Here is a 19,333-nt window from a genome sequence, read left to right as displayed (position 1 = left end):
GCAGTTAAGTGGTGAAAATGAATTGCAGATCACAACTTTCTGCTCACCTTTTTTATACCTATGCGAAAGAATATATTACTCTACATCCTGATCGGAATATTGATACTGGGGCTAGGTACATACCTATTCCTTAAAAGCTATTTTAAATCCAGCAATGTTGAAAGGAGGCTTTCGCAGCGCATAGAGAAGACCGTACATGAGGCGACTGGCGGCCTTTACAAAATACATATCAGTAAAACAGACGTTGATATTGACAATTTAAGCATCACCCTCCACGACATACATTTTACAATCGATTCATCGATACTTAAGACGCTTCGGGCTGCTGACATCCCTGCCAATACAGTTGATATCCTCCTAAAAAAACTGGAGATAAAAAATGTAGATGCTTACAAACTTCTAACAGAGAAGGGCGTCGATCTCCGCAAGATATTGCTGGATGATGCCACAATCAAAATGTATCACTTTGACTCCGTAAAAAAGAAAACAGAAACTGATACTACGATAAAGATTACCACGCTGTATGACAAGATCAACAAGGACATTAGCTCTATAAGAATCGATACGCTTTCGCTTCACAATGCGTCCTTTGCGTACTATGGAACGAATCAACATTATAAGGAAACCGATGTAAATCGTATAAGTGCAGATCTTTTCAATGTGCTGATAGACTCTACTACGCGAGGCAATACCGATAGATTTCTATATTCCAATGATGCGAGAATTTATGTTGATAGTTTTTCAATGCCGCTGAGTAAGGATATGTACAAACTTTCATTGGCAAAGCTTTATGTTCAGATAAAAGGAAACACTATCACGACCATTAATGATCTTAAACTGCAGCCACTTTACAATGAAGATGGATTTGCCAAACATTTGGGTCATCAAATTGACAGGTTTGACATAAGGGCTCCGGAATTCGTTATGGGCAATTTTGACTACAGTGAATTTCTTAACAACCGCTCTATACTTGCAGATAAAATTCTTTTATCGGGTGCACACATTGAGGTATACCAGGACAGAACGGCGCCATCGAATAGCAAATCGAAAGTTGGAGGGTACCCGCACCAGCTGTTAAGCAAACTGGACTTACCTGTGCGTGTGCCATATATCAAAGTACAAAACGCGACAGTTGCCTATAAAGAAAAAAGTGCTGACACAAAGAAAGTAGGTGTAATAAGCTTTACAAAAGTCAATGGCGATATAAACAACCTGAGTAACATTGAAGGAAGCGGCGTAATGAATATTGCTATCACTGCAAAATTTATGGGCGAAGCGCCTCTTGATGCACACTTTGTTTTTCCTAACAATCCCGCTAACGGAGAATTTAAAGTGAGCGGAAAATTCGGCGCCTTTGATGGCAAAATTCTTAACCAGGTTACCATTCCTCTTGGCGAGGTTAAGATCAACAGTGCGAACATTAAACAGCTTTCATTCAACATGACTGCAAACAACTTACATTCAAATGGGAAGATTTCATTCTACTACGATGATGTTGACATTGAAATGTTGAAGCGCGACACGTCAAGTCCTACCGGTTTCAAAAAACGAGGATTCATCACATTTCTGGCGAACAAGATCTTATTGAAAAAGAAAAACAAAGCAAACGATAATCGCCCCGATGTTGTGAACGTTCAATACGAAAGAGACATTACAAAGTCAATGTTCAACCTCATCTGGAAAACCATATTCTACGGCATTAAAGAACAGGTTGGTGCAGGAGGAATGGGAAAGGATAAAGAAAGAGCGAAGGTGAAGTAATTAATAATTAATAATTAATAATTAAAAATTAATAGGGCGGCTTGCGAAACGGAATACAATATTCCTTTAAGCAAGAGTACCACATTCAACGATTTTAATCTCGTCTGGTTGCAGCACCTATTAATTCTTAATTATTAATTATTAATTGCTCTCTAAATCCCTGCTTTCACTTCCACCCCCGCCTCCTTCGCCACAGCGGCACGATGCAAAATGATTCTTTCGTTTTGGATGTCGAAGGATAATTCTATCCAGCCATAATAAGTTTTGTCGCCTTTAAGAATGCTTACCGGTTGATAGGCATGCGCAACTTGTTTCCAATTGCCCGACCATGATGTGCCATTCATTTCTATGATCTTTTGCGCAATCACTACATGTGAAGCATTATACCAATGGAAGCCTTCAAGTGGCGCAGATGCGATCTTATCACCCCTTTGCAATACAGGCGTTTCTTCGTTTTCATTTACCTGGCAGTTGGTGTAAAATTTCGAGCTGATGTAGTACTGTCTGTAATCCCTTTTTAAAATTGGATCACCAACAAGAAGAGTGGAGAAAGAAAAATCACTCTCGCCATCCTTGTCAAGATCGATCGAATAGCTTGAGTTAAACCCGACTGTCCTGTCTTTCAATTCTGTATACTCCATCTTAGGATCAGTGGGTTCGGGTAAAGTTTTGCAGGTGGTCTTTTTGCAACCTGTCGTAAGTAATAGAGCGGTCACCGCACACAAATACCATTGCATGGGAAAATGTTTAAGGTTAATGGGATCAATGCCAGACACAAAGCCGGCATCGAAACTTCTTTAAAAATGTTGTCGCTATTCTGACAACCATTCAATGGAAAACGTTACAGGAAATTGGGTCGATAAGAAAATTTTAACATTTTTTGTTCAATTAAGAATTAGGAATTAAGAATTAAGAATTGCTCATGTACAACAGCAAAAAATGAAAGCAAGCTCTCCTCTCCCATTTCGGGAGCGTTCCAAAAACGTAGGTACTCTTACCTTGTGAAGAATTCTTAATTCTTAATTCTTAATTCCTAATTCTTAATTGCCTAAGCAGCATTCTTAAAATACGCTTTCAGCCTCTCCACAGGCACCAACGACTTGATAGTAAATACTTTGCCAGCAACCTTATTTCTATAGACTACATAAACGATCGTTGCGATCAAACCAATGGCGCCTTCAATGAAAACGGTTCGCCTGGGGCCAATCGCACCCGCAAGAAGTCCCGCGAGCAAACTACCCACTGGCACCATTCCCTGGTAAGCCATTACATAGTAACTGATCGCTCTTGCGCGCATCGCGGGTACTGCGTGCGTTTGAATGTAGGTGTTGATCACAGAAGTTTGCGCCATCATTCCAACGCCAGTAAGTGTCATGAAAAGCAAAGCAACGGGTAAATGTTTTGAGTACGCGAGAAACATAACGCTGGCACCAAAAACAATTCCTGCAGCGATCATTATTTTGATCAGATTCTTGCCTTTTTTCAAATTCGCAAGGTAGATGGCACTAATGACAGAGCCCGCGCCAGCAGCGCTTTCAAACCAACTGAAAGTTTTTGCGGTTCCGCTAAAAAGATCTTTTGCGAAGATGGGCATCAATGTATTAAACGGAATTACAAACAAGCTGCTGATCGTAAGCATGATGATAAGGCTACTCAAATTTCTATTACCTGAAACATAGTGGAACCCTTCTTTTAATTCCGTCCAGATATCATTGGAAGATGGCTTAGCCGGTGTGTGCAGACGCATCATTGACAAACACATCAACACAGGAAGATAGCTGAAGAAATTGATGAAGAAACAAATGTCTTCACCCAGTGTGCTTAAGATGATTCCGGCAACTGCCGGTCCTGCGATACGGGCAAAATTGGTCATGGTGGAGTTCAGTGCAATGGCGTTTGGCAAATCATCTTTGTTGTCCACCATTTCTACCATCAGCGATTGGCGGCATGTAACGTCAAATGCGTTGATAATTCCCTGTACCAGACTTAAAAGTATAATGAGTGGAATATTATAATAACCAAAGAAAACCAATGCAGCCAATGCTCCCGCCTGGACCATTGAAATAACCTGCGTGACAACCAACAATCTAAACCGATTGTGCCTGTCGATGAAACTTCCCGCATAGGGAGAAAGAATAAGCGAAGGGATGAGACTTACAAACCCAACGACACCCAATAGCACCGCAGAACCTGTTAGTCTGTACACCAGCCAGCTAACGGCTGTTTTTTGCATCCATGTCCCTATTAATGAAACTGATTGCCCGTAAAAGAATAATTTAAAATTGCGGTATCGCAATGACCGAAAGATATTCATACCCGTATTGGTTATTAAGAATCAGGGTGTTCCCGGCAAGAAGGTCTTCTGAAATCGTTTTTACAAGTGCAAATGTCGCCAATAAAGATATATTTGTAAAATAGATTGTTCTTATGATATTGATTAGTAAAAACGATTAATATGGAATTCAGGCAACTCACCTATTTTGTTAAAGCAGCAGAAACCTTACACTTCACAGAAGCAGCGTCAGCGCTGTTTGTAACGCAATCTACGTTATCGCAACAGATCAAACAATTGGAGAATGAACTTGGCATGTTGCTATTTGACAGAATTGGAAAAACTGTTCGGCTTACGGAAGCAGGTAGTGTTTTTCTTGACCACGCAAGAAAGATTCTATTTGAAGTTGAAAAAGGCAGACAGTCCATCACAGACCTGAACACTTCTGTTACCGGCGAATTGAAAATTGGCATCACCTATGCATTCTCTTCCCTCATCCTGCCAGCGCTTTCTCCATTTTTAAAAAAATATCCAGGTATAAAAATCCAGATAGAATATGATGACCCTGAAGAATTAGAAAAACGTTTAAAATTGTCGGAGCTCGACTTCATGCTCTCATTTAAAAATGACGAGCCTGATGAAGACCTGGACATGCAGCCATTGTTTACTTCCAGCATTGTAATGGTGGTTGCTAAAAAACATCCGTTGGCTTCCTTAAAAAAAATTACACTTAAAGAGATCAATAACCTCGATCTTGTTTTGCCGGGCAAAGGCTTTATTTCCCGCAACTTTCTCGACAACCTTTTCAAAACAAACAATATTGCGCCGAACGTAAAGATTGAACTGAACGATGTGCATTCGCTCCTAACGATGGTGGAATCCGGAAACTGGATCACCATTCTAAATGAAAAAGCTCTGATCGGATGGAAGAGCCTTGTAGCCATTCCCATTGCCGGCCGCGATCTGTCCCGCAAAGCTTTTATCCTCTGGCAGAAAAATGCGTACAGGAAGAAGTCGGCGGGGTTGTTTGCGGAGGAAATATTTCGAGTGAAATAATTCAATTCAATTAAGAATTAGAAATTAAGAATTAAGAATTCACGGAGCACAGATGTAATAAGTAACAGCTATCACACCTCTGCGCCAGCGTGGAGTTTGCTGTAATTTATTCTGCAGCACAGAAAGCATTCTTAATTCCTAATTCTTAATTCTTAATTGCCAAAAGTGCTTGTAATCACGGCCAACAAATACCCTTTCCTATCATCCGCATATTCCCAAAACATCACTCCTGCAAGCTTGTGACGGAGAACGTATTTGCATTTATATTTTACAGAGCGTTCATCGTCGTAGGAGATGAACTTTTTGTCACTGGCATTGAACATATACGGAGCCTTTGCCTTTTTGTCCCAATAGCTGCGATAACCTTTTTGTGTAAGCAGGCTATCTTTTATGTAAGTATAGCCACCAACATGACTGTGAGAAGCGATCTTGCTATCAATGCCATTTTTCGTATCACCCTCTACAATCGAGCCTCTGCCATAAAATGCAATGCCCATGACGAGTTTGCTTACTGGCACACCGGCTTCCATAAATGCTGCAACAGCTTTGTCTGCCGAGTTTGCCGACGAATCTTTGGTTGCATTGTACAAATTGGTGTGGTGCGATGCTTTGCTCCAACTGTAATCATAGGTCATCAAATTCACATAGTCCAAGTATTGTTGCGCTTTGCCCATTTCAGTATGATGCAAAAAAGAGGAAAATCCACCAACTGCAGTTGTGAGCAAATATTTTTTTCCCGTTGCTTGTTGTAGTGTGTCCAGTTCAGCACGCAGCTCTTTAAACATCAATGTGTAGTTCTCTTTGTCTTCCGGACGAAAAACATTGGAATCTCCTCTCATGCCCGGATATTCCCAATCAATATCTACTCCATCCAAATCATATTTTGCCATAATCGCAACAGCACTTTCAGCAAAAGCCTTGCGCGATGTATCAGTAAGCACCGCATCAGAAAAATTCTTGCTCCATGTCCAGCCACCAATCGAAATAAGAATTTTAAGTAAAGGATTTTTCAATTTCAGTCCATTCAGGTTTCTAAAATTGATCGTGTCTGTTTTTTCGTTGTGCAGATAGGCCCGATTATTTTTCACATCTACAAATGCATAGTTGACGTGTGTAAGCTTGTTGGCTTCAATGATCGAAGTATCTGCAACTCCTCTGTAACCACCAACATATCCGATCACTACAGGCTTGTTCTTGCTCACTTTCTGGGCGAGAAGACAAGTCGCCAACGTACAAAAAAGAATTGCTAAAGTGTATTGTTTCATCGTGCTGTTTTTTAGGAATTAGAAATTAGGAGTTAGGAATTAGAAGGTAGGGATTAGTTTATGACGTAACACATAATGACTTAGGTTTAGTAGAAGTTACTTTCTTTCCGCTTGCAACACAGAAAGAATTCCTAACTCCTAATTCCTAATTTCTAACTCCTGCCCTTCGGCGGTCATTGCCTGTAAAAACCACGCAGCATGAGGCAGCCATTGTTCTGTCCATCGCCATTCATTGCCTTCCGCTTTTTCTTTAAACAGTATTCCGCTGCCATCAGGATTTTCGCCGCCGGTTACACCGTTTGATATGCCTCCCCACTCCGATCCATGACCAAACATAGATGCCATGTGTGGTACATTGTTTTTTCCAAAACCATACATGAAGCACATGTCATAAGGGTTGCAACCCAATATCCATGACAACTGGCGTGCTGCATATGTTTGCAAAGAATCGGTTTTTGCGTTCTTACTTTTCCCATAAACAATCTTGCCTCCTACCAATGCAGCCGTTGCAAGCGAGGCCAGTCTTGCGTTTTCGCCTTGCCACCACCAGCCGGATTCATTTTCATGCGGAATAAAAAATCCGCTTTTGATTTTACCCTGCACTGCAAATGTTTGACGTGCATAACCAAAAGGATTGCTCTCCTCATTGGCGACATGCAGATTATAATCAAGTGCTTTCTCTATTGTCTCCAAAGCAATGCTTCTTAAAGAAGCATCTGATTCTTTTGCCAGGTATCTTGATAACGCCACAACAGGCATACCCGCATCTGATGCATGCCAGAAGGGCCTCTTGCTATCATCGGCAATGAAATAGCCTTTCGGCGTTAATCGACTGGAAATGTTTTTTGCACGTTTTCGCGCTTCTTTTTTATAGAGGTCTTCATTGGTGGTGATCCACAATTCTGTTGCCGCCATCAATGCGCAATAATCATCCAGTATATTTTCCTTGCCATCGTCACAATATCTTAAGTTGTTTGCCAACAAATGTGCAAATGCCTTTTTCGCTCCCGCCAAATATTGCTGTGATGTAGAATCACCATGCTTCCTCCATCTCGCTGCACGGGCCAGTGCCGCGATTCCCATTCCTCCGCCTTCACGAAAAGCACTTTGATAGTCGGAAGTCGTAACGCTGTTTGCAAGCAAGCCAACAATCCTTCTTTCATTAGGATCGGGTTTGAAATAGCTGAATACAGTTGTATAAAAATATCCGTCCGGCGAAAGTGAACGCAACACATAATCCGCACCATACAAGGCTTCCTGTTCAAGCGAGTCCTTTATTTTTAAGGATGTCAACAGTGCAGGAATTGATTCCACAGCGTTTTCCATCGACCATGTGACCAATGGTATTTGTTGCGGCGACATGAAATTGGTATAACACAGATGCGAAAAATATTTACTGATGTCGCCGGATGCATCGCACCAGCCACCTTGCACATTTGCTGTTTTACTGCTGCCATATAGTATCACATGTTTATCGGCTTCCAGCTCCTGTTGCGTATTTGCTCGTTGCTTGTGATAGTAATTAAGAATTGCAGGCAACGTTGCTTTTGTCAACGCTTTCTCACCAATAAAAAATGGTGATGATGAATAAATTGAATCAAATACAACCACTCGCAAAATGTATTTCCCTTCTGTTCTAATTGCAGAAAAATCTGCCTTGTAAAAATACTTTCCCGGAAACCATTCGTTCACGTGCAACGGCGAACTTAAGACAGCTTTAAAATCTCTCTTGTGAACGATGTCTTCAACGGTAAACAAAGTGTTCGCCGGCAGCGGCTGATCTGAACTAATGACTGCTATTTTTGCGTCGCTGCTATTAAAGCCAACCTGATTTATGTGTATTGATATCTGACTAAACCCAACATCGGGTAAAACAGAAATTATAAAGAACAATATACCGGTAAGAATTCTTTTCATGCTTTTTTAAAACTTCTTTCGTTACAACTATCGTTGATACGTATACGACACCAATAAGAACGATTTATACTCTCTCACCATTAAAGATGAAATACATTCAGTGTTAAAGGGCGAATGCGATTCGCCCCTACACCTTTAACCTTATACGTCGTTTTTCCATCAAACCCACAATCCATATCAACACAAATGAAATCGCAAACGAGCGGATAATGCCACCAACGCCTTCTCTCAAAAACTCAGGATATACAAAGCCTGTCATTCTGTAAATAGAAAACAGAAGATAAGGCATGAGGTAACAGGTAAGTGTACTTCTGCCCGCAGGCGCAATAATGGAGAACCAGTTTTCTTTTCCTTCAATGTCAATGAGCCAGATAAAAAATTCAAATGCCAGGATGCTAATGCCTGTACAAATAAAAACCCACGCAGGAGTAGAATGTATTTTTGAAATACCACCAGCATAAGGACGAACAAAAAAGCCAAGGGCTATCATTCCAACACCACATATGGCCAGCAACCACCAAAGGCAGCTATCATTTTTTGTGCCTGCTATTCGTGTATACAAGCTGCTTATCAATGTGCCCGCCATAACGAGCGAAGCAGATGATCCATCATTTACCACCCAAAGTCTCTTATGGAAAACCCCGGTATGTGCGCAAATATTGAGTGCCGCAAAAGCAATAAATGCAATGAGCAAAACATTGAAGTTGCCTTTTGACAAAAGAAAAATGACGGCGCATAAAAGATAGGCCCAGCCAATAATTCCCAGAATTCCCCACCATGAAGCATGCATCCAGCCGGGATTTGCGGGATCACCACTTCTGTACAAAATCGCCATTAACGCCAGCAGTGCAATGCCGGAGCCAACGTAAATATTCTTTTTCGTCTTTGGCATCTCTTCTGGATAGTCCAGCCAAATAAGGAAGAAACTTATCGTGATTAAGCCCATCCATAAACCTTTTGACAAAACGGAAGCTTTGCTGTAATCGTCGAGGTTCACATGAAACAATCCCATTATCAACAATGCCAGTGAACGTGTAAGAATGTACAATGCAATTTGCGGTACAGAATACCCTTTGTTCATTCTGTTGCGAATAGCAAATGGCAATGAGAGGCCTACGATGAAAAGAAAGGCTGGAAAAATAACATCCGCAAATCCCATCCCATCAGTGTGCGAATCCACATGTTTTATCCATTCGGGTATTTTCTGAACGCCGTCAACATCATTTACAAAGATCATCAGGAACATGGTAACGGCCCGAAAAACGTCTATCGATTTCAATCGCTTTGGTAACAGATTCATGAGTTGTTATAATTTGGTCTCCAGGTATTTGTTTGTTGCTAATGTGTAAGGCAGGGATATTATGTAACGTATATCGATCAAATAGTAATTGAGGCCCCGTAGTGAAAATCTATACGCCGGTACGAATTTGCGCAGATACGGTTAATTATCAAAGTCTTGCGCTACGTCATTAACTCTACAGGCAAACTTCTCTAAAAAATGCAATGCCCTGATTATCACCTGCAAATCATCGTCACCCCTCCTTCACGTCTTCCATGCACTACTTTTCATTGGCTCAAACAAGGTCTTTTAATTTTTTTGCCCGCCTAAACGAGTATATTTTTAACTTTTCAATCTCTTTAGTTAATGAACGCAAACTATTTGTTGGAGACAAGGCGGTGCCTTGTCTCTACGCGGTTCTATTTTCATTTAAAATTTGTACTTAAAGTAGAATAACATGAAAAAACTCTTCCTGGTTTTCATTGCCTCCTCTTCTTTTTATTTAATGAACGCTCAAACGGCAGCAAAAAAATACAGTGCGGCCAACAAAACAGTTACGGTCTACACAACTGCTGAAAATACCGATCTGCGTCTTTCACAAAATGGCACGTTGAGTTTTTCTCCTCTTGCACAGCCTTTGGAAACACAGCCCTGCATATTTGTAGACCCGGCGAGAAAGTTCCAGACATTCATGGGTGTGGGCGGTGCGTTGACGGATGCTTCTGCGGAAACATTTGCCAAACTGCCAAAAGATAAACAGCAGGAACTGTTGAAGGCGTACTACAACACTAACTCTGGTATCGGATATACCATCGGCAGAACGACTATTCACAGTTGCGACTTTTCAAGCGACAGCTATACTTATGTCACTAACGAAGATGCTTCACTCAGCACTTTCAATGTGGCGCATGATGAAAAATATCGTATTCCTTTAATTAAGCAGGCTATAGCTGCTGCGGGTGGCAAACTCACTTTGTATGCTACGCCATGGAGCCCGCTTGCGTGGATGAAGGATAATAACGACTTGCTGCACGGTGGCAAATTGAAACCGGAAGCAAGACAAACATGGGCAAACTATTATGTAAAGTTTATTAAAACTTATGAAGCGAAGGGCATTCCTATCTGGGGATTGAGTGCGCAGAACGAACCAATGGCTAAGCAAACATGGGAGTCCTGCATTTACACAGCGGAGGAAGAAAGAGATTTCATCAAGAGTTACCTTGGGCCAACTTTACAGAAGAACGGTTTAGGCGGCAAAAAACTGATTGCATGGGATCACAACAGGGACCTTGCGTATCAACGTGCCAGCACAATCCTTAGCGATCCTGAAGCTGCAAAATACGTGTGGGGAATTGGCTTCCACTGGTATGAAACATGGACTGGTAGCGCAATGCAGTTTGACAACATCAAAATGGTCAACGACGCATTTCCCGGTAAAAATCTGATCTTCACTGAAGGTTGCAAAGAGAAATTTAACATGGATAGCATTCACAACTGGTCGCTTGGTGAAAAATATGGCAACTCCATGATCAATGATTTCAATTGCGGCACTGTTGCATGGACAGATTGGAACATCCTGCTTGATGAACATGGCGGCCCTAACCACGTTGGTAATTTCTGCTTTGCACCTGTGCACGCGAATACACAAACGGGTGAGTTGATCTACACCAATGCATTCTACTACATCGGTCAGTTTTCAAAATTCATTCGTCCGGGGGCAAAACGCATCAGCACGGCATCCAGCAGAGATTTTTTGGAAACAACTGCATTTCAAAACAATGACGGCAGTATTGTTGTTGTAGTGATGAATCGTACAGATAAAAAACTTGATTACAACCTTTGGATCAATGGTGCCGCGGCGAAAGCAACCAGCCTACCGCACTCCATTTCTTCTTTAGTGATCAAATAAAATTGTACAAATCGCTCCTGTGCCGCGAGGCTTCGACAAGCTCAGCCTGACAGCCGGCGCGGAGTGTCACCCTGAGCTTGTCGAAGGGTTTAGCTTGTCGAAGAATGTTCGTGATATATTTCCTGAGAAGCACTGAGTCCTGAAAAACTCAGTGCTTCTGCTTTTCAGGCCGTTTTTATATTTTGTGCCACGCAAAACACATTCATCATGAAGATAGTCGCCAATATTTTTATTGCCATTGTAGCTATTGAGCACCTGTATATTTTATGGATTGAGATGTTTGCCTGGACAACAGTTGGCAAAAAAACATTCCGGGGTTTTCCTCCGGATCTGTTTGAAAAAACAAAAACTCTTGCTGCCAACCAGGGACTGTACAACGGCTTTCTCGCAGCGGGGCTGATATGGTCGCTATGCATAGAAGATCCAATGTGGCATTTGTATGTGGCCGTATTCTTTTTGACCTGTGTAATTGTAGCAGGAATTTACGGAGGATTAACCGCCTCTCGATCGATCATTTATAAGCAGGCATTGCCCGCATTTATTGCGCTAGTATCGTTGCATTTGTAACAATGATTTTTTGAACAAACACATTTCCAGTTTTATGAAACATCTCAAGCTATATTGCTTACTCTCACTTTTCATTTTTATGTGTATGAGTACTTCAGCAAATACAGGTGGAGACAGCACTTCACCCATTATCGCAGACGGAGCAAAACTCGAATTGATCGCCAATAACTTTGCCTTTACAGAAGGTCCTGCTGTTGATAAAGCAGGAAATATTTTCTTCACCGATCAGCCAAATGATAAAATATGGAAGTATGATGTCAATGGCAAACTCTCCGTTTTCCTTGATAGAACAGGGCGTTCGAACGGTTTGTATTTTGATAAGAAAGGAAACATCATTGCTTGCGCAGATAATCAGAATGAGTTGTGGTCCATCGATCCCTCTGGTAAAGTAACCGTTATAATGAGCGATTATAAAGGACAAAAATTGAACGGTCCGAATGACCTGTGGATCGATGCTCACGGTGGCATTTATTTTACAGACCCTTATTATCAGCGTGATTACTGGACAAGAAAGAAACCAGAGATCGAAGGTCAAAAAGTGTATTATCTTAAAAAGGGAAGCAAAGAACCAGTGATCGTTGCAGCTGATATCGTAAAACCGAATGGCATCGTAGGAGCGCCTGACGGAAAATCTATTTTCGTTGCCGATATTGATGGCGGAAAAATTTATAAGTACACGATTGACAAAGACGGAGCGTTGAGCAATCAGCAATTCTTTGCAAACTCAAGAGCAGACGGAATTACATTGGACAATCAGGGCAATTTATATTGCTGCGGCAATGGTGTTACGGTGTTCAATTCCAAAGGCGAAAAGATTGCTCATATTGATGTTCCCGCGAAATGGACGGCGAATGTATGTATTGGAGGAAAAGATAATGATGAGCTGTTTTTGACGGCTTCTGAAGGAGTTTATAAGGTGAAGTTGAAGGTGAAAGGTGTTGAGAAATAGTTAGGATTTGGTTTCTGTGCGATACGCTGTTGTAACAGCAAAGAATACGCAAAGGTGGCGCAAAGAAAGCAAAGAAGAGTTTTATTTCGACATTCGTGTTTGAAGAAATAAATCATGAATGCTCAAATACAAAGCCTTCGTTTCCTTTGCGCCACCTTTGCGATCTTTGAGGTTAATAAAAAACTTACACCTCAAAAAGCCCTCAATACTTTCTTGCAGCTCCACATCTCTAACTCCTAATTTCTAATTCCTAACTCCTTCCACTCGCCTTTACATTCTCTTTCAACTCATGATTAAAAGCTTTTTCTTTCATCAATTGCTCAAGTGTAACATGCATTCTATAACGCCAATAATTTTTAGGATTGGCAGGGTCGTTGATGCGTTCTGCAGCAACATCTTCGCTGCGCAGATCGCCATCAATACCAAACAGATCCTGTATCTGAAAGATGCTCCACATTGCCGGTGAATGCAAGTGTTGCAGAATTATGGCTTTGTTTATCCATGGTTCACAGAACAAAGGCGCATCGCCCCATTGCTGTAGTTGATAATTAAAGAACCGTTGCGTACGGGCCCTGTCTTCTTCCCACCAGCCGCGGATAGTGCTCATGTCATGTGTGGAAGGCATGCACACACTCAAGTATGGCGCGCTTGCAGGATGGAAAAATTCCTGGCTGAGCGATTTTGGCATCCGTTGTATTTCGAGGCTCAGAATGCCGAGCTGTCGCATTACATCAGGTACACATGCTGGCACCATGCCGAGATCTTCTCCGCAGATCAACATGCCGGTGGAGGCTTTCAGCGCAGGCAATCTTTTCAAGGCTTCCTTTCTCCAAAATTCCTCCTGCCTGTAGTAGAAATAGTTTACCGCAAGATCTTTCAATTGTTGCTGCGTATGCCATTCCAGTTGTTGGTAGGAAGTAATGCCTTCCATCGCTATGCGGAAATGAAATTGAGAGCCATTGGAGCCCGGCACTTCAAACAAGATTACGTTTGAAATAAGGTCAAACAAACCTTGCTTCAAAGCATCGTTGTGATCATTACTTTCCAGCTTGGCAAAATGTTCGGCCACCTTTCGTTGTGTATTGAATGCTTCTTTTAATTCAAAAGTATCAATGCCCGTTGATTGAAGAAATGTATCCTTGACATACTGTGCATTGTTTCCAAACTCAATGCCCAGGACATAATCATTAACAAATGGTTTCGTGTAACGATTGTAATCGAACCAGATGTTGCGCTCGGTAAACTCATTGATATAAACCGGAATTGCCGGAACAAAATGCCCCATAATTCCTTCTACAGATTCTACAGGTATACTCCATATCCTAAAAAATCCGAGGATGTGATCTATGCGAAAAGCATCATAGTAATTGGTCATCTGATCGAAACGCCTGTGCCACCATGCGTAATGGTCCTCCGCCATTTTGCTCCAGTTGTATGTTGGCAGTGCCCAGTTTTGGCCGGACACAGCGAATGGATCAGGAGGAGCTCCTGCCTGCATGTCAAGGTTGTACAATGCAGGCTCTACCCACGCATCGCAACTATAACGGTACACACCAATCGGAATGTCGCCTTTCATGATGATGCCATGTTTGTGTGCATATTCCGCAGCTTCTTTCAGTTGCAGGTGAAGGTGATATTGAATAAAATACCATGTCGCTATTTCATCGTAATGCTTATTTCGTGGCGAAACAAATTTGTCTATTGCAGCTTTGTCATACACCGCATGTTTTTTCCATGAGGCAAAATTTGCCGTACCATTCACATCTCTGAGATAACTGAAGGCAGCGTATGGAACGAGCCATTCTTTATTTTCGTCGAAAAACTTTTTAAAATCTTCGTCCTTTAAAAAAGCTTCTTTCTCTGCGAAATACAAGACTTTCATGATAGAGAGCTTGTATTTCATCACCTGTTCATAGTCAACTGCATTGAGATCATTCAACACGCCCTGCACCTTTTTCAGAGGCTTCAAAATGTGACCGTGTTTGTGATTGGCCACCTGCTCAAGATGTATGTAAATCGGATGAAGCGCAAACGCTGAAATGGCGGCGTACGGATAAGAATCCAGCCATGTATTTGTAGCAATAGTATCATTAACCGGCAAAAGTTGTATCAGCTTGAGTCCGATAGATTTTGCCCAATCTACCAACAATTTAATGTCAGCAAATTCGCCCACTCCAAAGCTTTTTTTGCTACGCAAACTAAATACCGGTATGGCCACACCTGCTCCGCGCCATGTGTTGTTGGGCAGATTTATGAATCCATCATGAATAATAGTCAACTTGTCCGTCGCGTCCCCATGCAATGATCTGTTAACCCCATTTTCAAATTGTGTGATCTTTTTTTCTTTGGTATCGTAGATCGCATATTTGTAAGTAATTGGCAAGTCCTCTTTTGGCAGATCGACCTTTGCTTCCCACCAGTTACCATGCATCTTGAATACAGTCACTTTCGATTGATCCCAATCTCCGAGTGCAGAACCGCTTCCTGAAATGCAAACGGCCTGATGTTTATGAAGAAGCGGGGCCTTTATGCGAAATACATGGCTGAACTTTTTAGGCGCACCTGCTTTGGCCGGGGATGGGTGCGAAGGCAAAAGCGTTTCCCGGAACGGAATGGTGTAAAATGCATTTTCAAATTCTCCTGCGAAATTCCAGGTGTCGATGACTTCGACTAGGTCATTGGTAATTTTCGACAACTCGATCACCCTGTCATCACCGCCTTCGTCTACAAAAGTTCCGTCAACATTTTTCAATGCGTATTTATAGTGAATCTCTTTCAGGTTCTCAGGGTCAATATCAATACTTGCATGCCAGAAGTCACGATTAAAATAGCTGAGTGGCAAACCCTCTGTTTCGAATTTTCCGAGTTTGTCAATATTGCCCTTCAGGAAAATGGCCTGCCCAAAATGCGTAAAAAACCTTACGTAAAAATCAATTCGCATGTCAGATATTTTGAAATTTCAGAATTGGCTTATATTCTATGGCAAGATCGTTGGTAATCGAAAATACAATAAGCTTACAATATTTTGCAAAAAACACACCTGCATAAGTAATTATGTATAAAGAAATAGTGTGAGCGACGTTGTGCGATGTACGGAGTACGATGTACGAAAGTCTTTAGAATGTTGCTCTCAGATGATTATCGTACACCGTACCTCGTAAATCCTACACCTGAAATAAATGTATGCCGACAATAATAAGAATAGAGCCAATTTTTTTTGAGATAATTTCATGTTTTTAAATTTGTTACCTTATTTTCGCACAAACTTTTTTTGACATGGCAAAAAAATCTACAGGACTTTATTGGTTGTTATTCTTTGTTGCAACTATAGCATTGATTTTGGCGATTACTTTCCGCTTTGAATATTTAACGTTGATCATTCCTTTCGTTTGCCTTTACTTTGTTAAGGCGATGGACATCATCTAGAGCATTCATTCCTTTATAAGGATCAAAATAATTGAACCCTCCTTTTGGAGGGTTTTTTAGTTTGCCATTACTTTGAGTAATCGACCCGTCAGGCTGAGCTTGTCGAAGCCCCCACCGTTAGTACCTACCCAATACTGCTTGAATTTAAAACAGTATCAATCAAGCAAGATGAAACTAACACACAATTATCATGTCTACATTCTCAAGTGCAGAGATGATAGCTATTACGTGGGCGTAACCAATAATCTAGAAAGAAGACTTTACGAACACAACGAAGGCTTTAACGACCATTGTTATACTAACGACAAAAGGCCCGTGGTTTTAGTATATAGCGAATTATACAGTGATATAAAGCGGGCAATTCTTCGGGAAAAGCAATTAAAAGGCTGGTCCAGGAAGAAAAAAGAAGCATTATTCAACTCTGACTGGGAGCAAATAAAACAGCTTTCAAAAAGTAAAAACAACCCTTCGACAAGCTCAGGGTGACAGTGCGGTCAACACTCTTGAATGCTGGCAACACTTAAGGTTAGCACTCAACCAGCGTGTCAGGCTGAGCTTGTCGAAGCCTTTTGCACAGTCGACTCGCTTTGATTTTGCGGTCTCTCGGGATGCGCACCTACCCTTCGACAAGCTCAGGGTGACAATACAGTCAACCTCATCGAATAAGATAATCCCATTAAGAATTTCGTCAATGCCTTCTCGCAGGCATCGTTGATGGCCTGCTTTGAGGCATCGGCCTACTTGATGGCTGACTTGGCCTATAACTTGGCGAAGTGGCAGGTCTTGACGGCTGTGTTGATGGTGTCGGTCTGGTAGACGGCATAGGTCGCGACGGACTCGGCATTGGAGCTGGTCGCGTAGGTGCTGGCCTTGATGGATTAGGTGTTGGAGCCGGTCTTGTTGTATGGGTTGGAGGCCGATTATTTGACGGCGGCAATCGATTGTTATTACCCGGATTTGTGCCCGGTCTTGCAGTCTCGCCCGGCAAGCGGTTGTTATTTCCTGGTAACCGGTTGTTATTTCCCGGCCTGTAATTGTTTCCGGGAGCAGGTCTTGTACCTCCAACCGGACGGGTTGAGGCGGCCGGCCTCCTGTTTACATCTCTTGTCGTTACGCCGTTTGACCCTCTGTAAACATTATTGTTGCGGGCATAACGGTTGTCATTCACGTACCTGTGAGGGTTCACGTATGCGGGACGATTCACTGTCACGTGCGGCCGGTAACCATAATAAGGGCCTCCGGGCCTGTAATAACCACCGCTCCATCCCCATGGCCGGTATGGCGGCCTGAATGCGGGCGGACCGAACCAGCCTCCGTACCAACCGCCTCCCCAGGCGTACCGGTAGCTGAACCATCCCGCACTAAAACCAAAACTCATACTCCAACCCATCCACGGATTGTAATGCATACCAAATCCCCATGTGCATGGGCGTGGATAGTAGTAATAGCCATACCAGGGGCGATAATACCAACCCGTGCCCCAAACAATTGTATTCATGTAATAGTAACTTCCCAGATATCCCGGCGTGTACCCCATGTAAACATAAGTCGGCGTATTATCGTAGATGTAGACATACTTCGTATTGTAAGCAGAACTGCTCGGCGGTATTTTCTCAACATCCTGGGGCCGCTCATTGGCAACTTCCCAGGGGCCATTCGCGTTGTTACTAATGAACCATACGCCATTTTCCAATGCATAGTATTTGCCATTGGCGGCCTGCATCACAGTAATATTGCTATTTTCAGCTACTTTAAGACTGGTGTTTTCAATCTCAGCAAATCTTGGCGATCCATCGTATGTCACCTCGCACTTCGCGGTTTTCTTATCCACTTTTGCGGTTTGCGGAACCTGCGCATCGTATATCGCCTCCTGCGCCTCCTCTGTGCCGGCTACGCTCGATAGCACACCGTCTTTTTCAGAGCCCGGGGGAATTTTGGCAAAATCAGCGGGCAACTTATCAGCATTTACGTAAGCCCATGGGCCATTTAGCGAGGGCGCACTGTACCACCTTCCGGAAATCAGTATAAAGGTCAACTGTGAGTTGACGTCTTTAAAGATCTCATCGAGTGAATTGTCGACAAACAGTAACGATGTACCTTGGATTGGCTTGTACGTGGGCTCTCCTTCCGTTTGAATCAACTCTGCCGGTTCTGTACTGATAATTATGGCCGTTGGTGATGAAGCGCTTTCCTCTTGTTTTGATTTATCTTTTTTCTCCTGTTCCTTTATTTGTTTGTCCATTTCTTTTATGGTCCTGGGCAAACTTTTCACATAAGCGTACTCACCGAGTGGTGAAGATGCAACATACCAAAACCCACCGCCGTAGAGGTAATATTTTTTGTCATCAGGGTTTTGTACAATGAGAAAAGGCGTGTTCATTACACGCAGCATGTTGTTGATGTTTTTATCCTTTTCAATTTTAGGATCGCCGTCTATCAGCACCAACGTAGAGGCTTTGTTGGCATAGATTATCTTTGGCGCATCGGTTTTAAAATCAGGCGCCATGTTTTGCTGTTCCTGCTGGACGGCAGCAGTTACATCACTTTTATTAAGCTTTAGGTTCCATTTCGGTATTTGAGCTTCTACCTTTTGCTCAATATTGCTCACGTCATTAATGGTGCTGTCGGGAAATTGTACGTGGGTAATTTTAGCAGATTGCAGATCGAGTGTTTGCCCATTGTCGGACACGGCTGCATCTGACCAAAAGACGCCAAACACGGGCTCTGCATTAGACTTTTGTCTTACAGATAGCGCAGCTCTAAAGGATAATGTGCTGCCGGAAAGCCTTTCGGGCTGAGGCTGGTAGACAACAATCTTGCCGCCGTTTTCAATTAATATTTCTTTCGGCCACGGATCGTTTTGCCCATACGAACACAACGCAACACATAGCAAATACATCAAAAACCATGGTTTCATCGAGTTTTTGACTTC

General features: G+C 42.3%; 14 protein-coding genes. 7 read left to right on the top strand and 7 right to left on the bottom strand.

Features of this window, described 5'->3' with window-relative positions:
- The first annotated feature begins 60 nt into the window (after nt 1-60).
- Nucleotides 61-1,761, top strand: a complete 1,701-nt coding sequence (locus tag KTO63_RS24425) for a hypothetical protein (RefSeq protein ID WP_217794612.1) — start codon at nt 61-63, stop codon at nt 1,759-1,761.
- Nucleotides 1,762-1,913: 152 nt separating this feature from the next.
- On the opposite strand, the gene KTO63_RS24420 is transcribed toward KTO63_RS24425, so the two are convergent.
- Together KTO63_RS24420 and KTO63_RS24415 are read right to left on the bottom strand one after the other, a co-directional pair.
- Complete coding sequence (locus KTO63_RS24420) at nt 1,914-2,498, bottom strand: hypothetical protein (RefSeq protein ID WP_217794610.1); 585 nt, start codon at nt 2,496-2,498, stop codon at nt 1,914-1,916.
- 311 nt (nt 2,499-2,809) lie between these two features.
- The gene (locus tag KTO63_RS24415; protein ID WP_217794608.1) at nt 2,810-4,075 is read right to left on the bottom strand and encodes an MFS transporter; all 1,266 of its coding nucleotides are present in this window, start codon (nt 4,073-4,075) and stop codon (nt 2,810-2,812) included.
- 141 nt (nt 4,076-4,216) lie between these two features.
- Here KTO63_RS24415 and KTO63_RS24410 point away from each other — a divergent pair, with 141 nt between their 5' ends.
- Complete coding sequence (locus tag KTO63_RS24410; protein WP_217794606.1) at nt 4,217-5,089, top strand: LysR substrate-binding domain-containing protein; 873 nt, start codon at nt 4,217-4,219, stop codon at nt 5,087-5,089.
- Between the two features lie 152 nt (nt 5,090-5,241).
- On the opposite strand, the gene KTO63_RS24405 is transcribed toward KTO63_RS24410, so the two are convergent.
- The 3 genes from KTO63_RS24405 to KTO63_RS24395 form a co-directional block, all read right to left on the bottom strand.
- Nucleotides 5,242-6,354 carry a glycoside hydrolase family 18 protein gene (locus KTO63_RS24405; protein ID WP_217794604.1) on the bottom strand — a complete coding sequence of 371 codons (1,113 nt, stop codon included), beginning with the start codon at nt 6,352-6,354 and terminating at the stop codon, nt 5,242-5,244.
- Nucleotides 6,355-6,492: 138 nt separating this feature from the next.
- Nucleotides 6,493-8,271, bottom strand: coding sequence for a glycoside hydrolase family 9 protein (locus KTO63_RS24400; protein WP_217794602.1), 1,779 nt, complete (start codon nt 8,269-8,271; stop codon nt 6,493-6,495).
- A 127-nt stretch (nt 8,272-8,398) separates the two neighbouring features.
- Complete coding sequence (locus KTO63_RS24395; protein ID WP_217794600.1) at nt 8,399-9,571, bottom strand: heparan-alpha-glucosaminide N-acetyltransferase domain-containing protein; 1,173 nt, start codon at nt 9,569-9,571, stop codon at nt 8,399-8,401.
- 436 nt (nt 9,572-10,007) lie between these two features.
- On the opposite strand from KTO63_RS24395, the gene KTO63_RS24390 reads away from it, so the two are divergent.
- The 3 genes from KTO63_RS24390 (at nt 10,008) to KTO63_RS24380 (ending at nt 12,975) form a co-directional block, all read left to right on the top strand.
- On the top strand, nt 10,008-11,459 hold the full coding sequence (locus KTO63_RS24390; RefSeq protein ID WP_217794597.1) for a glycoside hydrolase family 30 protein: 1,452 nt from the start codon (nt 10,008-10,010) through the stop codon (nt 11,457-11,459).
- 207 nt (nt 11,460-11,666) lie between these two features.
- Nucleotides 11,667-12,026 (top strand): DUF1304 domain-containing protein, encoded by a 360-nt coding sequence (locus tag KTO63_RS24385; protein ID WP_217794595.1) that lies wholly within the window; start codon nt 11,667-11,669, stop codon nt 12,024-12,026.
- An 85-nt stretch (nt 12,027-12,111) separates the two neighbouring features.
- Nucleotides 12,112-12,975: an SMP-30/gluconolactonase/LRE family protein gene (locus KTO63_RS24380; RefSeq protein WP_232373328.1), complete on the top strand. Its 864-nt coding sequence runs from the start codon at nt 12,112-12,114 to the stop codon at nt 12,973-12,975.
- Nucleotides 12,976-13,225: 250 nt separating this feature from the next.
- On the opposite strand, the gene KTO63_RS24375 is transcribed toward KTO63_RS24380, so the two are convergent.
- A complete protein-coding gene (locus KTO63_RS24375; RefSeq protein WP_217794591.1) occupies nt 13,226-15,916 on the bottom strand; it encodes a 4-alpha-glucanotransferase in 2,691 nt (896 codons plus the stop codon).
- A gap of 335 nt (nt 15,917-16,251) precedes the next feature.
- On the opposite strand from KTO63_RS24375, the gene KTO63_RS24370 reads away from it, so the two are divergent.
- Both KTO63_RS24370 and KTO63_RS24365 read left to right on the top strand, forming a co-directional pair.
- A complete protein-coding gene (locus KTO63_RS24370) occupies nt 16,252-16,401 on the top strand; it encodes a hypothetical protein (protein ID WP_217794589.1) in 150 nt (49 codons plus the stop codon).
- Between the two features lie 168 nt (nt 16,402-16,569).
- Entirely contained in the window at nt 16,570-16,887 is a 318-nt protein-coding gene (locus KTO63_RS24365) for a GIY-YIG nuclease family protein (RefSeq protein WP_217794587.1), read from the top strand.
- A 202-nt stretch (nt 16,888-17,089) separates the two neighbouring features.
- Here the strand turns inward: KTO63_RS24365 and KTO63_RS24360 are convergent, their stop codons facing one another.
- Nucleotides 17,090-19,318 carry a hypothetical protein gene (locus tag KTO63_RS24360; protein ID WP_217794585.1) on the bottom strand — a complete coding sequence of 743 codons (2,229 nt, stop codon included), beginning with the start codon at nt 19,316-19,318 and terminating at the stop codon, nt 17,090-17,092.
- Between the last annotated feature and the right edge of the window lie 15 nt (nt 19,319-19,333).

It is taken from the genome of Pinibacter aurantiacus (assembly GCF_019130065.1).
Lineage (GTDB): Bacteria > Bacteroidota > Bacteroidia > Chitinophagales > Chitinophagaceae > Pinibacter > Pinibacter aurantiacus.
This window is presented reverse-complemented; position numbering and strand designations above follow the sequence as displayed.

Excerpts from the sequence above, each read along its gene's own strand:
- KTO63_RS24425 (WP_217794612.1), top strand. The coding sequence starts at position 61 with ATGCGAAAGAATATATTACTCTACATCCTGATCGGAATATTGATACTG.
- KTO63_RS24415 (WP_217794608.1), bottom strand. The coding sequence starts at position 4,075 with ATGAATATCTTTCGGTCATTGCGATACCGCAATTTTAAATTATTCTTT.
- KTO63_RS24420 (WP_217794610.1), bottom strand. The coding sequence starts at position 2,498 with ATGCAATGGTATTTGTGTGCGGTGACCGCTCTATTACTTACGACAGGT.
- KTO63_RS24370 (WP_217794589.1), top strand. The coding sequence starts at position 16,252 with ATGGCAAAAAAATCTACAGGACTTTATTGGTTGTTATTCTTTGTTGCA.
- KTO63_RS24400 (WP_217794602.1), bottom strand. The coding sequence starts at position 8,271 with ATGAAAAGAATTCTTACCGGTATATTGTTCTTTATAATTTCTGTTTTA.
- KTO63_RS24380 (WP_232373328.1), top strand. The coding sequence starts at position 12,112 with ATGAGTACTTCAGCAAATACAGGTGGAGACAGCACTTCACCCATTATC.
- KTO63_RS24360 (WP_217794585.1), bottom strand. The coding sequence starts at position 19,318 with ATGAAACCATGGTTTTTGATGTATTTGCTATGTGTTGCGTTGTGTTCG.
- KTO63_RS24365 (WP_217794587.1), top strand. The coding sequence starts at position 16,570 with ATGAAACTAACACACAATTATCATGTCTACATTCTCAAGTGCAGAGAT.
- KTO63_RS24390 (WP_217794597.1), top strand. The coding sequence starts at position 10,008 with ATGAAAAAACTCTTCCTGGTTTTCATTGCCTCCTCTTCTTTTTATTTA.
- KTO63_RS24395 (WP_217794600.1), bottom strand. The coding sequence starts at position 9,571 with ATGAATCTGTTACCAAAGCGATTGAAATCGATAGACGTTTTTCGGGCC.
- KTO63_RS24375 (WP_217794591.1), bottom strand. The coding sequence starts at position 15,916 with ATGCGAATTGATTTTTACGTAAGGTTTTTTACGCATTTTGGGCAGGCC.
- KTO63_RS24385 (WP_217794595.1), top strand. The coding sequence starts at position 11,667 with ATGAAGATAGTCGCCAATATTTTTATTGCCATTGTAGCTATTGAGCAC.
- KTO63_RS24410 (WP_217794606.1), top strand. The coding sequence starts at position 4,217 with ATGGAATTCAGGCAACTCACCTATTTTGTTAAAGCAGCAGAAACCTTA.
- KTO63_RS24405 (WP_217794604.1), bottom strand. The coding sequence starts at position 6,354 with ATGAAACAATACACTTTAGCAATTCTTTTTTGTACGTTGGCGACTTGT.